Below are 15,321 nucleotides of genomic sequence, written 5' to 3' on the forward strand. Positions count from 1 at the left end.
AATCAGAGAGAGACGGAAAGACGGAAGCCGAACCGGGTCGATTCACGAACCAGTGGCGACGGCACGTGCAGCGCGCGTGCGGCGAAGAGGTCGAGGCTGGTGCGTTTCCAGTTCACCGTCGTGCCGAGCGTCGCGCCCGACAGCGAGCCCGACGGCACGCCCGGGGCGCGGTTGCGCACATGGCCGAAGTCGTAGGCGACGTAGACGCGTCCACCCAGCGTGGCGCCCTCGCTGGGGAGTTGCCACGGCAGCGAGAGTTCGTTGCGCAGCAAATAGCCGTCGTCGCCGCTCAGCGTGCTCATGAGCGCGCCGCGCACCGTCGACACGCCACCGACGAGGAACTGCTGCGAGCCGTAGAGCGTGTCGTAGGCATGCTGGGCGCTGAACTGCGACGACCACAGCAACGGCTGCTTCGCAATGTCGAAGCGGCGGTTGAAGCCGACGTCCAGCACGACCTTGCGGAACTGCGCGTGTGGCGCCTCCTCGGGCAGATCGGCCGCGTCGCGCAGCGCGCCGAAGTCCGACAGGCCCTTGACGTGGCCGAGTCGCGCGTTCGCCAGGCCGCCGGCCATCGCGGTGAAGCCCGACACGCCGACGTCCGCGTAGGCGAGCTTGCGGCTCGCGATGCCCAGGAACTGGCCACCCAGGTAGCTCTCGGTCTCCTGGGTCGAGAGGCGGCCGGAGAGCGACACGCGACTGGCCTGGTCGCGGTAGACGACGCGGTCGAGCGCCGCGCTGCGGGTGGTGGTCTTGCCGGTGGACAGGAGGGTGGCACCGCTGGGCAGCGACAGCCGGTTGGCATAGCGGCTCTGGCTGTGGTCCAGCGACAAGGTGCTGTAGCCGAACGGGATCGAGAACTGGGCCGCGTTGATCGTCGCGTCGTGGTCGGCGTCGTGCGGCACGGTGGCGCGCCGCGTCAGCGAGAGCATTTCGTTGAGTCCCAGCACGCTGTCGAAGCTGACGGTGGCGGAGGCGCTGTCCCGCCCCGTGGCCCGCGTGCCGTAGTTGTCGGCCGAGGCGTAGAGGTTGACCGGCAGCACCGACGGGTTCTTCACCACCACCACGCTGTCGCCGGGCCGGCTGCCGGGCTGGATGTCGAGCACCGCGCGGCTGGACGCGAGGCGATTGATCTGGTCGATGCCCTGTTCCAGGTCACGCAGGTCGAGCAGTTCGCCCGGCGTGGCCGGAAAGACCCCGCGCGGCCAGACCGACGCGGCGCGCGGTCCGTCGACGCGGTAGGCCTCGATGCGGCCTTCGATCACGTTGATCTGCAGGGTGCCGGTGCGCAGGTCCTGCGCCGGGAGGTAGGCGCGCGTGGTGATGAGGCCGCGGTCGATGTAACGCTTGGTGATCTGCGCGAGCACGGCCTCGAGCTCGCCGACGCCGAGGCAGCGGCCGGCGAAGTCGGTCTCGATGCGTCGCGCCACGTCCGCCGGAAGGTGCTCGGCGCCGTCGATGCGCACCGTGCGGATGTCGCGGCACGCCACGCCGATGTCCGGCACGTTCACCTGCGGGCGAACGTCGCGCAGGTCGGCACCGGGTTGCGTCGACGGCGCACGGCGCGCGCGTTCCTGGTCGAGGCGCAACAGGTCCTGCTGCTGGCGCTCGATCAGCTGGTTCTGCCGGTCGAGCGCGTTGGCGTCGATCTGCGCCGACGCCGCCTGCGCCAGCGCGCCGATCAGGGCGCCCAGCGTGCCCGTCCGCATGTGTCTCCATCCGCTCATCGCATGTCCCGTCGTTGGTCCGGATCGCCCGGCCGCTGGATTCGGCCTTCCGGATCTGGCGGGTCTGTTCGCAGGCCGATCGACGTCGCGACGTCGGCGGAATGAAACAGAATGTGTGATCTTATTTACATTTGTTCATGATTGTCACAAAAATTATTCATGTGTCGGCCCGAACGAACACGTGGGGATTCGGACCGCTTCGTGCTCGGTGCCGGGCTGCTTTGGCGGTTGCACGCGACGGCCGAAATCCAGGGTGGCGCGATGCGAAGGGCGTGCGTGTCGATGTCGGACACGTTGCCCGGCATAGGAAAATGCGTGCATGAAGCCTCCCTTGCATGCAGGTCCCGCAGCCGCGAAGAGTGAGACGGTGCCCGTCGCGGGGATCGACTCGTTTCCCCGGTCTGAGGGGGCGATGGGCCAGCGGGTGCGCGATTTCGACTGGGCGGCGACGTCCCTCGGGCCGCTGGCGGTCTGGCCGGGCGAACTGCGCCAGGCGGTCGAGACGATGCTGTCGTCGATGTTTCCCCAGTGCCTGGTCTGGGGACCGGGCCTGGTGACGATCTACAACGACGGGTTCCGCCTGATCCTGGGCGACAAGCCCGAGGCGTTGGGCCGCTCCATTGCCGACGTCTGGTCCGAGGTCTGGTCATCGATCCAGCCCATCGTCGCGCGGGCTTTCGCGGGCCACGCCACGTTCATCGAGGACTTTCCGCTGGTGGTCAACCGGCATGGCTTCGACGAGCAGGCTTACTTCACCTTCTGCTACAGCCCGGTGCGCGACGTCCACGGGACGGTAATGGGCATGCTCGACACCGTGGTGGAGACCACCGGCAAGGTCGACGCGTTGAAGCGTCTGAGCGCTCTGGCCGCTTCGCTGGAGCACGAGGTTTCCGAGCGGACGGTCGATCGCGACCGGATGTGGCAGCGCTCGACCGATGCGATGGTCGTGTGCGCGCGGGACGTGCTCATCGACTCGGTCAATCCCGCCTGGACGCACATCCTGGGCTGGAACGAGGCACAGGCCATCGGTCGGTCGTTCCTGGATTTCGTCCACCCCGACGACCGCCCATCGACCCGCGAACTGCTGGCGAGCCTGCCCGAGGCGGGTCCCGCATTCACCTTCGAGAACCGCTGCCGTTGCGAGGACGGGACCCACCGCACGCTGGTGTGGACGACGGTGCCGGACGGCAAACTGCTGCTGGTCGGCCGCGACGTGAGTGCCGAGCGGGAGGCGGCCGACGCACTGAGGCGGTCCGAGACGGCCTTGCACCAAGCGCAGAAGATGGAGAGCGTCGGACAGCTCACGGGCGGTGTCGCGCACGACTTCAACAACCTGCTGCATGTCATCTCCGGCAACCTGCAGCTGCTCTCCAAGACGCTGGCGACGGACGCACGCGCCGAGCGCTACATCGTCAACGCGTTGGCGGGCGTCCAGCGTGGCGCCAAGCTCGCCAGTCAGTTGCTGGCGTTCGCGCGCCGGCAACCGCTCGAACCCAAGGTCGTCAACGTGGCCCGGCTGATTCCCGGCATCGAGGACATGCTCCACCGCACCATCGGCGAAGGCATCGAGATCGAGGCCGTGCTGTCGGCGGGCCTGTGGAATTGCTTCGTCGACACGGCCCAGATCGAAAACGCGATCCTGAATCTCGCGATCAACGCGCGTGACGCCATGGAAGGCGTGGGCCGGCTGACCATCGAGGTCGCGAACGCCCATCTGGACGACGCCTATGCCCGCCTGCACGCGGACGTCACGGCGGGCCAGTTCGTGATGCTGGCGGTGACTGACACCGGCAGCGGCATGTCGGCCGAGCTGATGCAGAAGGTGTTCGAGCCCTTCTTCACCACCAAGACCGAAGGCAAGGGCAGCGGCCTGGGTCTGTCCATGGTCTATGGCTTCGTCAAGCAGTCCGGGGGTCACGTGAAGCTCTACAGCGAAGTGGGCCACGGCACCACGGTCAGGATCTACCTGCCACGGGTCCTGGCCGAGGAAGAACGCGCCGATCTCGCCGTGCCCGGCCTGATCCTGGGCGGCGCGGAGACCATCCTGGTGGCCGAGGACGACGATGCCGTCCGCGGCACGGTGGTGGAGCTGTTGACCGAGCTGGGCTACAACGTGCTGAAGGCCCGGGATGCGGAGGGCGCTCTGACCGTGATCGAGAGCGGCGTGCATGTCGACATGCTGTTCACCGACGTGGTGATGCCGGGCACCCTGCGCACCCCCGAACTGGCCCGGAAGGCACGCGAGAAACAGCCGCACATCGCGGTCCTGTTCACCTCCGGCTACACCCAGAACGCGATCGTCCACGGGGGGCGCCTGGACGCGGGCGTGGCGTTGATCAGCAAGCCCTACACCCAGGAAGCGCTGGCACTCAAGATGCGCGAAGTGTTCGACAGACAGCGTCTGGCGAGAACGCGCTCGTCCTGAGCGATGCGGTTCGACGCGCCGCCGTGCGCCGTCATGCGCGGTCGACGACGCTGCGGTGATTCCACCATCGAGCCGTCCAACCGCTCGCGACATCGAATGCGGTGGAGGTCTCCATGGCGCTCGACAGGGCGCCCGAGCCGAAGTCAATCGCCAAGTTGATGAAAAAGTGGCTACTTTGGTACTCGTTGAAGTAACATGCTGTCATGAAAACGTGTGGCTCCAACTTGGGTTCTGCACCGGCGGGTCGCCGGGGCAAGAACTTGCCACGCGGGTTTTTCCACTCCGTCACTCCCCCATGAGGCGCGGACCGCCTTCGCAGCGGTCCCATCGTCTCGAACGCCCCGACGCTCGTCGGGCGCATTTCGTCCCATCTGCCTGGTGAGGTGACCCGACGTCCCGTCGGGTAGGTCCTCGAGCCACGCCTGCTCGTTTCGGGGGCACGCGTGGCGCGGAGCGCCGGCGCACGCGCCCGGGCTGCCGCAGCCAATCCCGTTCGAGTCCGTCTTCGGCCCCCCGAAGCCATGGTCTCGTCCATCGTGCGCGTTTCGGCGTCGCACGCGATCTTCGACCGGCGACTTCCTTGATTCGATTCAAGCGACTGACCGTGACCCAGTCTCCCGCCCTCCACCGTTCCGTCTGCCCCGGCAGCCGGGCACCGCGATGGTTCCAAGCCCCCGTGCCTCACCGATCCGGCCCGACCGCGGTCGGTGCATTCCTCATGTCCCTCTCTTCCCTCCGTCGCGACTGGCTGTCCAACGTGCGCGGCGACCTGCTCGCCGGCATCGTGGTGGCCCTGGCCCTGATCCCCGAAGCCATCGCCTTCTCCCTCATCGCCGGCGTGGACCCCCAGGTCGGTCTCTATGCCTCCTTCGGCATCGCGGTCGTCATCGCCTTCGCGGGGGGTCGACCGGGCATGATCTCCGCGGCGACCGGCGCCATGGCCCTGGTGATGGTCACGCTGGTGAAGGAGCACGGGCTGCAGTACCTGCTCGCGGCCACCGTGCTGACGGGCATGCTGCAGATCGCGGCCGGCCTGCTCGGACTCGGCCGGCTCATGCGCTTCGTCTCGCGCTCGGTCGTCACGGGCTTCGTCAATGCGCTGGCGATCCTGATCTTCCTGGCCCAGCTTCCTGAACTGACGAACGTCGGCTGGCCGGTCTACGCCATGACGGCGGCCGGTCTGGCCATCATCTATGGACTGCCCCGGCTCACCAGGGCGGTGCCTTCGCCGCTGGTCTGCATCGTGGTGCTGACGGGAGTGGCCATGGTGCTCGGGCTGGACGTCCGCACCGTGGGGGACATGGGCCGGCTGCCCGCCAGCCTGCCCGCGTTCCTGTTGCCCGACGTGCCGCTGGGTCTGGACACGCTGCGCATCGTCCTTCCCTACGCGGTCACCCTGGCCGTGGTCGGCCTGCTGGAATCGATGATGACGGCGTCCATCGTCGACGACCTCACCGACACCGACAGCGACAAGACCCGCGAGTGCGTGGGCCAGGGCGTGGCCAACATGGCGGCCGGCTTCATCGGCGGCATGGCTGGCTGCGCCATGATCGGCCAATCCGTCGTCAACGTGAAATCCGGCGGGCGAGGGCGCCTGTCCACGCTGACGGCGGGCGTGGTCCTGCTCATCCTGATCGTCTTCCTGGGGCCCTGGGTCGAGCGCATTCCCATGGCCGCCCTGGTCGCGGTCATGCTGATGGTGAGCATCGGCACCTTCCGCTGGGATTCCATCGCGGCACTGCGCACCCATCCGCCGAGCTCGTCGGTCGTCATGGTTGCCACCGTGCTGGTCACGGTCCTCACGCACGACCTAGCCCAGGGCGTCCTCGTGGGCGTGCTGCTCTCGGGCATCTTCTTTGCCCACAAGGTGGGGCGCGTGCTGCGCATCGAGCATGGCACGCGCGACGAGGGCCGCACCGCGACCTACGACGTGGTCGGCCAGGTCTTCTTCGCCTCGTCGCACCGCTTCGCCGCCGCCTTCGATTTCAAGGCAGGGGTCGAACGGGTTCGCATCGATCTGAGCCGCGCCCATTTCTGGGACCTCACGGCCATCGACGCGCTCGACAAGGTGGTGACGACGTTCAGACGCGAGGGATGCGCCGTCGACGTGAGCGGCCTGAGCGGCATGAGCGAAACGGGTTCGACCCTGGTCGAACGCTTTGCCGTCCACGACGAGCCGCATGCGATCCATCGACCCCTGCATTGAGGAGAAGAAAAAAATGAACAAGATCTACGCCTGCCTGGACGATCGGGAACCCCCGTTTCCCGTCGTCGATGCCGCGGTCTGGTGCGCTCGGCACCTGCAGGCACCGCTGGAATTCCTGCACGTGCGCGACCGTGAGCGGCATCCCCGCACGAGCGTCGTCGACCTGAGCGGCGTGGTCGGGTTGGCGGCTCAGGAAGCGCTGCTTCGCACGCTGGTCGAACGCGACGAGCGGCAGGTCCTGTCAGGGCGGCAGGCGGGCTGCCTCGTCCTGAAGAACGCCCGCTACCGCGCGCTGGCGTCGGGCCTGGACGATGTGATCGCCCGGTTCTCGCACCGCGAGCTGGAACACCACGCGTGCGACATCCGGGACGACGCGAGGCTCCTGGTGATCGGGTCGTGCTTCCCGCATGCGGACGCGCACGGCCGTCGCCGGACCGAGCACCTGAGAAATGCCCTGTGTTCGATGAAGACCCCCGCGCTGCTGGTGCCGGACTCGCCTTTCCAGGAACCACGGTGCCTCGTGCTGGCGATCGACGGCCGGGCGTTCTCCCACAAGTCCCTGATCGACGTGTTGCTGGCGACGCCCGCGCTCACGCGGTTGCCGGTGTTCATCGCCACGGCACCGACATCGGACGCGAAGTCGGGTCGGCGCCTGCAGGAAGCCGTCGATCTGCTGGCCTGCGCGGGTTTCGACATCCAGACACGCCCTGGCGCGCACGGGTCCAGGCCCGCCACATCGGGCCGTCCGGCCTGGCACGTGCCGGCCCTGCTGATCATGGGCAACGACAACGACGGGTGCTGGCAGCAGCTGTTGAGCGGCCGGGCGACCGGCCCATCCCTCGTCCCGGGCGCGATGCCCGTGCTCGTGCTGCCTTGCCATTGAGTTGCCCGATGACCATCAGCCTTGACGATCTGAGGGTGTTCGCGGCGGTCGCGGACGCAGGCTCGTTCCGCGAGATCTCGAAAGCCAGCGCCCGCAGCGCCACGGCCGTGAGCCGGGCGGTCCGGCGTCTGGAGGCCGAATTGGGGATCACGCTGCTGGAGCGCACGACGCGCAGCGTTTTTCCGACCCGCGAGGGAGCGCTGTTGCTGGAGCGGCTCGCCCCCGCGCTGCTGCAGGTGGAGGCGGCCGTCGCGTGGGTGATGACCTCCGGGGGCGCGGAGCGCGGCCCGGGCGACGCCGACGCCGGGAACGTCGCCGCATCGCCCATGCCGGAACTCGCGCGCAAGACCTGGCCCTGAACACCCGTCGATCCACGTCGGCGACGCGTCCAAGCGGGAGCAGAGGCGACGTCGTCGCGCCCGCGGGCTGGCCGATGTCCGACGTGACCACTCACCCGGGTCGATGGCAGCATGCACGGTTCCAATCGATCCGGAGGGCGTCATGCCGCAACCGCAACCGCAACCCCAAACGCAGCCCGGCGGCAGACCGCAAGTTCTGTTCTTCGACGTCAACGAGACGCTGCTCGACCTCGCGCCGCTGAAGACCCGCATCGGCGACATCCTCGTCGACCCCGGCCAGGCCGAGCTCTGGTTCGCCATGACGCTGCAGCACGCGCTCGCGATGACGGTCGCCGGCCAGTACGCACCGTTTTCCGACATCGGGGCCGGCGTGCTGCGGATGCTCGCGCGCAACAGCGATCTGACCGTGAGCGAGGCGGACGCCAGGGACGTCCTGTCGGGCATGACCCGGCTCCCGCCCCATCCCGATGTGGCTCCCGCCCTGCAGCGGATGAAGGCGGGCGGCCTGCGGCTGGCGTGCCTGACCAACTCGTCGCAGGCGGGGCTCGCGGCGCAGATGCAGCATTCGGGACTCGCGCCTTTCTTCGAGCGACAACTCAGCGTGGAGTCCGTGGGCCGGTTCAAGCCGCATGCCGACGTGTATCGCTGGGCGGCCCGGGAGATGGCGCGCGAGCCCGGCGACTGCATGCTGGTCGCCGCCCACGGATGGGACGTGGCGGGCGCGAAATGGGCCGGACTGCGGACGGCTTTCGTCGCCCGCGAGGGGCAACAGAAGTTTCCGCTGGCACCCGCGCCGGACGTCGACGTGCCCGACCTGGGCGCGCTGGCCGAGGCGCTCGACGCGTCGTCCGAGGCCCGGCCGGTCCGTTGATCCGGGCATGGCTTCCGAGCCGGCGTCCTGGCGAGCTTCGACGTCGGCGCGGCCTGGCCGATCCCGCCGCCGGCCCGCGCGCCACGCGATGCGATGCCCGATCCGTGCGGATCGACGACGTGCGCGCCACCCGGTCGCCAGCGCGACTTCTTGCATGATCCGACCTTTCCATCGAGCGTTGGCAGGAACACGCGAATGACGGCATCGACAACGGCTTCCGCGGCGCCGCGCCCGCCCGCGATCGGACTGGGCGGGGCGGCGCGCGATCTCTACCAGGCGCTCTGGCGCCACGCGCTGGGGGTGCGCACGCAACTGGTCGGCGCGGCCGGGCTGCTGTCGGCGGCGCAGCTGATGCGGCTGACGATGCCCTGGCTGGCCGCCCAGGCCATCAACGCGCTGCAGCAGGGCGACATCGCCCAGGCGGGGCGCTGGATCGCCGGCCTGATCGGCATCTACCTGCTGTCCTGGCTGCTGCACGGCCCGGGCCGGGTGCTGGAGCGCAACGTGGCGGTGCGGGTGCGCGAACGGCTGGCCGACCTGCTCTACGCGCGCATCGCCGCGGCGCCGCTGGCCTGGCGCGACGGGCGCCACTCCGGCGAGCTGCAGCACCGCGTGACGCAGGCCAGCCGGGCGTTGTCGGAGTTCGCGCAGAGCCAGTTCGGCTACCTGCAGAGCGCCTTCGGCTTCGTCGGTCCGATCGTCGCGCTGGCGCTGCTCTCGCGCACCAGCGGCGCCATCGCGGTGTCGGGCTACGTGATCATCGCCGTCATCCTCCTGCGCTTCGACCGCGCCCTGATGCGGCTCGCCCGCGCCGAGAACGATGCCGAGCGCCGTTACGCCGCCGCGCTGCTGGACTTCGTCGGCAATGCCGGCACGGTGATCGGGCTGCGGCTGCAGGCCGCCTCGCGGCGGCTGCTGGGCCGGCGCATGGACGCGGTCATCGCGCCGCTGCGCCGCGCGGTGCTGGTCGGCGAGGGCAAGTGGTTCGCCGTCGACCTGCTGGGCATGGGCCTGACCTGGACGCTGGTGGTGGTCTACGTGCTGCAGACCCGTCAGCCGGGGGCGGCCGGCGCGACGGTCATGCTGGGCACCGTGTTCATGATCTACCAGTACGCCCAGCAGGCCGCGTCGGTGGTCGGCGCGATGGCGTCGAACTTCCAGGGCTTCGCGCGGATGCACACCGACTACGGCAGCGCCGAGCCGATCTGGGCCGCGCCGGGCGACCCGGACGCCGCCGTGCCCGCCGTGGCGCCCGATGCGCCGTGGCGGACGCTGTCGCTGCACGGCGCCAGCTGGCGCTATGGCGACGACGCGCGCGGCGGCCTGCGGGAGGTCGAGCTGGTCCTGCGGCGCGGCGCGCGCGTGGCGCTCATCGGTCCCAGCGGCGGCGGCAAGAGCACGCTGCTGCGCACCCTCGCCGGTCTGTACCGCCCGCAGCAGGGCGAACTGCGGCGCGACGGCGCCACGATCGACTGGGCCGAACTGCGCACCCTCGCCACCCTCATCCCGCAGGAGGCCGAAGTCTTCGAGGCCAGCGTGCGGGAGAACCTCACCTTCGGCGAGCCGGCCGACGAAGCGGCGCTGCGCCGCGCCGTGCACGCGGGCGTCTTCGACGAAGTGCTCGAGCGCCTGCCCGAGGGCCTGGCCAGTGCGCTCAACGAGCGCGGCGGCAACCTGTCGGGCGGCCAGCGGCAGCGGCTCGCGCTGGCGCGCGGCGCTCTGGCGGCCGGGGGCAGCTCGCTGCTGCTGCTCGACGAGCCGACCAGCGCGCTCGACCCGCAGGCGGAGGCGCGCGTCTTCGACCGCATGGACGCCGCTTTCCGATCGGCCTGCATCGTCGCGTCCGTGCACCGGCCGAGCCTGCTCCAGCGCTTCGACACCATCGTCGTGATGGAAGCCGGTCGCGTGGTCGACGCCGGACCGCGCGACGAGGTGCTGGCGCGGCGCGCGGGTTGAGGCGCCGGTCACCCGGCGCCGTTCTCGTCACTGGTGGTCGCATCGGAACGGCAGCGTCGGCGGACCGCCTTCCCTCGACGGGTGGTGACCGTGCGAGGCTTGCCACGGCCCGACCGTCCGGGTCGTACCCTGCCCACCGTGGCGGACCTGCCCGCGGCGGGCGCGGCGTGGCTCAGGCTGCCTGCAGCTCGGCCGGGGTCTTGTACTTCTGCACCTCGGAGAAACGCTTGACCAGATAGTCGCCTGATTTCACCGGCGCGTGGCGGGGTGGGTTGTCGGCCGACTGGAACTGCGGCAGGCAGGCGACCGGCGTGGCGTAGTCGAGGTTGAAGAACGTCGGGATCGAGAACCGCTCCTTGCCAGTCCGGTTGGCCACGCGGTGCGGGTTGGAGACATAGCGGTCGTTGGTCCACACCTTGACCATGTCGCCCAGGTTGATGACCAGCGTGTCCTCGATGTAGGGGGCGCCGACCCATTCGCCGCTGCGCGTGCGCAGTTCGAGCCCGCCGATCGGGTCCTGCGCGAGGATCGTCAGCATGCCGTAGTCGGTATGGGCCGCCGCACCGAGTTCGAGCGCGGTGGGGCTCGACTGGGGCGGATAGTGGAAGAGCCGCGACTGCACCATCGGCTTGCGGCACCACTGCAGGAAGAAGTCCTCCGGCTGCGCCAGGGCGGTCGCGAAGATGCGCAGCAGGTGCTTGCCCAGGGTCACCGTGTGATCGAAATAGGCTTCGGCGGCTTCCTTCAGCCAGGGCTTGTCCGCGGGCCAGCGGTTGGGGCCGTGCAGCGGCAGGCCGGCCTGCACGTCGGGGTCCGTCACGGGCAGGTCGACACCCAGTTCGTAGCTTTCTTTCAGGTCGGGCTTGTGACCGGGATGCTGCGTCACGCCGTAGGGCATGAAGCCGCGTCGAAATCGCTCGTCGATCCTGTCCTTCAGGCGCTCGTCCATCGACAGGCTGAAGTAGCGGCGCGTCGCATCGAACACGGCATCCACCGCCGCGCGCGGAACGCCATGGTTGCGGACATAGAGAAACCCGGTGTTCGTGCAGGCCGCCTCGAACTGCGCGACCAGCGGGTTGATCGACCCGCCGGCGAGCCAGTCGCCCAGATCGAGGATGGGCATCTCGACGGCGGAGGCACGGCGGGGAACGGCGACTTGCGGGTCGAGTGTGGAATCGATCGAGGGCATGGGGAACTCCTGGAGGATGAGGGGGCGAGATGGGACGGTGGCGCGGTTCGGCTCAGGCGCCTCGCGACAGGTCGGTGAAGGCGTCCGTCCAGAAGATGACGCGGCGCGCGATGAACTTCATGAGGCCGTGCAGCACCAGCCCGATGAGCGAGAGCACGACCAGGATGGCGAACATCCCGGCGGCGTCCATGGAGAAGTTGCGCTGAAGGATGAGGTAGCCGAGACCGGCTTGCGCGCCGACGAATTCGCCGACGATGGCGCCGATCACCGCCAGCACGATGCCGATGTCGAGTCCGGCGAAGACGTACGGCAGGGCCTGGGGCAGCCGCACCATCGTGAACACATGCCACGGCGACGCGGTGAAGGCCTTCATCAGCTCGATCTGGTCGCGTGGCGCCGAACGCAACCCGACGATGGTGTTGGCCAACACCGGGAAGAAGACGATGGTGGCGGTGATCACCACCTTGGACGTCGTGTCGAAGCCGAACCAGAGCACGAAGAGGGGCGCGACGGCCACCTTGGGAACGGTCTGGAAAGCCACCACGTACGGATAGAGCACCGCTTCGAGCAAGGCGCTCTGGCCGATCAGCGCACCCAGCACCAGCCCGAAGACGGCCCCGGCGGCGAAGCCCGCCAGAATCTCGTAGAGCGTCACGCCCACGTGCCCGACGATCTCGCCCGACTGCACGAGTTCGACCAGCGCGCGTGCCACCGCGGACGGACCGGGAAAGATGAGCGGCGAGACCGTCAGCAGCACGACGGCGAAATGCCAGACGGCCACGACGAGCACGAAGAACCCGAGCATCAGGCAGCGCCGGCGCATCGGTGTGAGGCCGGTCGGTTCCGGTGCCGCGCGGATCGTGGTTCCCGGTGGCGGCGCCGGTGACATCGCTTCGTCGAGGCGGGCGTTCGGGGCGTCGAGGGACGACGCCAGGGGCAGGGCGCGGCTGTTCATCAATCGAGTCCTCCGGCGGCATTCAGGTTGGCGCGGATGCCCGACACATAGGTGCCGAAGCGGTCCGTGTTGATCATGTCGAGCGAGCGTGGATGCGGCAGGTCGACGTCGACGATTTGCGTCACCCGACCCGGACGGGGCGACATCACGACCACGCGGTCGCCCAGGAAGACCGCCTCGGGAATGCTGTGCGTCACCAGCATGATGGTGGCGCCGGTGCGCGCCTTGAGCTTGTGCAGTTCGAGGTTCATGGTCTCGCGCGTCATGGCGTCCAGGGCCCCGAACGGTTCGTCCATCAACAGCACCATCGGGTCGTTGACGAAGGCGCGTGCGATGCCCACGCGCTGCTGCATGCCGCCCGACAGTTCGCCCGGGTACTTGGTGGCGAACTTCTCGAGGCCGACCAGCGCGAGGTAATGCATGGCGCGCTCGGTGGCCAGCGCGAGGTCGCGGCCCTGGATCTGCGCCGGCACCAGGACGTTCTGCAGCACCGTGCGCCAGGGCAGAAGCACCGGTGCCTGGAACACCACGCCGACATCGCGGCTCGGCCCTCTCACGGCCCTCCCGTCCAGGGCCGCCACGCCGCCGCTCGCGCCCTCCAGCCCCGCGAGGATGCGCAGCAGGGTGCTCTTGCCGCAGCCGCTGGGGCCGACCACGGTCACGAACTCGCCCCTGCGCACCTCGAAGCCGACGTCGTGCAAGGCGACCACGGTGGCGCCGTCCTTGGATCGGAACTCTTTCTGCAGTCCGGCGAAGCCGAAGGCTGGCGCCTCCGCCTGCCGGGAGGTCAATGGCATGTTCATGCGTGCTCCAGTTCCTTGAACGCTTTCTTGAGGGTCTCGATGAACACGGCCGCGATCGGGCTGGGCGTGCGCCCCTCGCAGGTGCAGATGGTCATGCGCTGGTGCTTCACGCGCGAGTCCATGATGGGCACGTAGCGAAATCCCGGCATGTCCGCGCTGTCGCCCGGGCGGGCGTTGACCAGCGTGATCGCCATGCCGGTCTCGGCCACGGAGCGCATCATTTCGTAGGAGTTGGTGACCAGCACCTGACGCGGTTCGATGCGCGCCTTCGCGAACATCTCGTCCTGGTCGCGCTTGGCGCTGATGGTCTCGTCGGGCATCGCCAGACCGTAGGCGGCGCAGTCGCTCAGCTTGACGGTCGCCAGTTGCGCCAGCGGGTGGTGCTTGGCGACCATCACGCAGGTCTCCAGCGTGCGTTCGTAGACGTGCTTCACGCGCGGTGAAGGGGGCGCGTTGAACGTCACGGCAACGTCGAGTTCGTCGCGGCCGACCTTCTCGAGCAGTTTCGTGGTCGGGGCCACCTCCACCTGGTAGGTCACGCCCGGGTAGCGGTCATTGAAGCGGTGCAGGATGCCGGGGACGACCTCGCGCACGAAGGTCTCGACGATGCCGAGGCGGACCTTGCCCTTGCGCAGTCCCTTGAGCGCCTCGATCTCGGAGCGCACGCGGTCGAGTTCATGGTCGACGTGCCGCGCGTGCCGCATCATCAGCTCGCCCGCCGCCGTGAGCCGCAGCACCGTGCGTCCCGGGCCACGCTCCAGCAGGGGCGCGCCGAGCTCGTCCTCGAGCAGGGTGATCTGCCGGCTGATGGCGGAGGCGGCCACGAACAGGCGCTCGGCCGCCGCGCGGATCGAGCCGGCGCGGACGACTTCCGCGAAATACCGCAGCGAGACGGCGCTGATCATCGGATCGTCGGCGAGGCACCGTCGGTCCAGGGCGGCGCATCGCGGTCATGGGCCGCGACGGCGGCCAGCGCCGCCTCGCGCTGGGCGGGCGGCATGAACGCCGCGACGAAGCTGTTGCGCGCCAGGGTCACCAGGTCCTGCCGGCTCAGGCCCAGGGCGGCCTGGCAGGCGATGTAGTTGTCGTTGACGTAGCCTCCGAAGAACGACGGGTCGTCGGAGTTGACGGTCACGCACAGCCCGGCGTCCAGCAGCTGCTTCAACGGATGGCGGTCCATCGAGGCCACGACCCGGAGCTTGAGGTTCGACAGCGGGCACACGGTGAGCGGAAGCCGCCGCCGCGCCAGCATCGCCACCAGGGCCGGATCGTCGAGGCACGCATTGCCATGGTCGATGCGCTGCACGTCGAGCAGTTCGATCGCCTCGCGCACGTAGGCGGCCGGACCTTCCTCGCCAGCGTGCGCGACCACCTTGAAGCCACGTTCGCGGCAGCGCCGGAAGAACTCGACGAACTTCGAGGGCGGATTGCCGACCTCCGCGCCGCCCAGGCCGAAGCCGAGCAGCCGGTCGGCCCAGGGCTGGGCCGCGTCGAGCAGGGCCAGGGCTTCCTCCTCGCTGCGGTGGCGCTGCGCCAGCAGGATGAGCCCGCTGGTGATGCCGTCATCGCGCCGGGCCGCCTCCATCGCGGCGAAGGTGCCTTCGAGCACCGCGCCCAGCGCCACGCCGCGCGACGTGTGGCCTTGCGGACCGAGGAAGAGCTCGGCGTGCAGCACGCGGTCGGCGTGCGCGCGCGCCAGGTACGCACGCGTCACGTCCTGGAAGTCGGCTGCCTTCACCAGCACCCGGCAGCCGTCGTAATACAGGTCCAGGAAGGACTGCAGGTCGCGGAAGTGGTAGGCCTCGCGCAGCTCGGCCTCGGTCTTCCAGGCGATCGCCACGCCGTTGCGCTTCGCCAGCGCGAGGAACATCGCCGGCTCGATGGAGCCCTCGATGTGCATGTGCAGCTCGGCCTTGGGCAGGCCCGCGATGAATTCGCCGGGTGTCATGG

At 69.2% G+C, this 15,321-nt stretch carries 11 protein-coding genes and 1 pseudogene; 6 read left to right on the top strand and 6 right to left on the bottom strand.

From position 1 onward, the window contains the following. Nucleotides 1-2: 2 nt before the first annotated feature. Entirely contained in the window at nt 3-1,706 is a 1,704-nt protein-coding gene (locus NF681_00900) for a ShlB/FhaC/HecB family hemolysin secretion/activation protein (protein UST52565.1), read from the bottom strand. 385 nt (nt 1,707-2,091) lie between these two features. Between NF681_00900 and NF681_00905 the strand changes: the two genes are divergently transcribed. The 6 genes and pseudogenes from NF681_00905 to NF681_00930 all read left to right on the top strand — a co-directional run bounded on the left by NF681_00905 (nt 2,092) and on the right by NF681_00930 (nt 10,424). Continuing rightward, nucleotides 2,092-4,149: an ATP-binding protein gene (locus tag NF681_00905; protein UST52566.1), complete on the top strand. Its 2,058-nt coding sequence runs from the start codon at nt 2,092-2,094 to the stop codon at nt 4,147-4,149. 718 nt (nt 4,150-4,867) lie between these two features. Further along, nucleotides 4,868-6,355 (top strand): SulP family inorganic anion transporter, encoded by a 1,488-nt coding sequence (locus tag NF681_00910; protein ID UST52567.1) that lies wholly within the window; start codon nt 4,868-4,870, stop codon nt 6,353-6,355. Nucleotides 6,356-6,368: 13 nt separating this feature from the next. Next, on the top strand, nt 6,369-7,238 hold the full coding sequence (locus NF681_00915) for a hypothetical protein (protein ID UST52568.1): 870 nt from the start codon (nt 6,369-6,371) through the stop codon (nt 7,236-7,238). 8 nt (nt 7,239-7,246) lie between these two features. Continuing rightward, nucleotides 7,247-7,489 (top strand): annotated as a pseudogene (locus NF681_00920) (LysR family transcriptional regulator). A gap of 250 nt (nt 7,490-7,739) precedes the next feature. Then, nucleotides 7,740-8,468, top strand: a complete 729-nt coding sequence (locus NF681_00925) for a haloacid dehalogenase type II (GenBank protein UST52569.1) — start codon at nt 7,740-7,742, stop codon at nt 8,466-8,468. Nucleotides 8,469-8,663: 195 nt separating this feature from the next. Continuing rightward, a complete protein-coding gene (locus NF681_00930) occupies nt 8,664-10,424 on the top strand; it encodes an ABC transporter ATP-binding protein/permease (protein ID UST52570.1) in 1,761 nt (586 codons plus the stop codon). A 172-nt stretch (nt 10,425-10,596) separates the two neighbouring features. On the opposite strand, the gene NF681_00935 is transcribed toward NF681_00930, so the two are convergent. Genes NF681_00935 through NF681_00955 form a run of 5 tightly spaced genes read right to left on the bottom strand, consistent with a single transcriptional unit; the run spans nt 10,597 to nt 15,319 of the window. Next, nucleotides 10,597-11,613: an isopenicillin N synthase family oxygenase gene (locus NF681_00935; protein ID UST52571.1), complete on the bottom strand. Its 1,017-nt coding sequence runs from the start codon at nt 11,611-11,613 to the stop codon at nt 10,597-10,599. A gap of 52 nt (nt 11,614-11,665) precedes the next feature. Further along, on the bottom strand, nt 11,666-12,568 hold the full coding sequence (locus NF681_00940) for an ABC transporter permease (GenBank protein UST52572.1): 903 nt from the start codon (nt 12,566-12,568) through the stop codon (nt 11,666-11,668). After that, nucleotides 12,568-13,371, bottom strand: a complete 804-nt coding sequence (locus NF681_00945; GenBank protein ID UST52573.1) for an ABC transporter ATP-binding protein — start codon at nt 13,369-13,371, stop codon at nt 12,568-12,570. The genes NF681_00940 and NF681_00945 overlap by 1 nt, the downstream gene beginning before the upstream one ends. After that, nucleotides 13,368-14,276, bottom strand: a complete 909-nt coding sequence (locus tag NF681_00950; GenBank protein UST52574.1) for a LysR family transcriptional regulator — start codon at nt 14,274-14,276, stop codon at nt 13,368-13,370. The genes NF681_00945 and NF681_00950 overlap by 4 nt, the downstream gene beginning before the upstream one ends. Next, entirely contained in the window at nt 14,273-15,319 is a 1,047-nt protein-coding gene (locus NF681_00955; GenBank protein UST52575.1) for an adenosine deaminase, read from the bottom strand. Before NF681_00955 ends, NF681_00950 begins: the two co-directional genes overlap by 4 nt. Nucleotides 15,320-15,321 lie beyond the last annotated feature (2 nt).

It is taken from the genome of Comamonadaceae bacterium OTU4NAUVB1 (genome assembly GCA_024372625.1).
Classification (GTDB): domain Bacteria; phylum Pseudomonadota; class Gammaproteobacteria; order Burkholderiales; family Burkholderiaceae_C; genus Variovorax.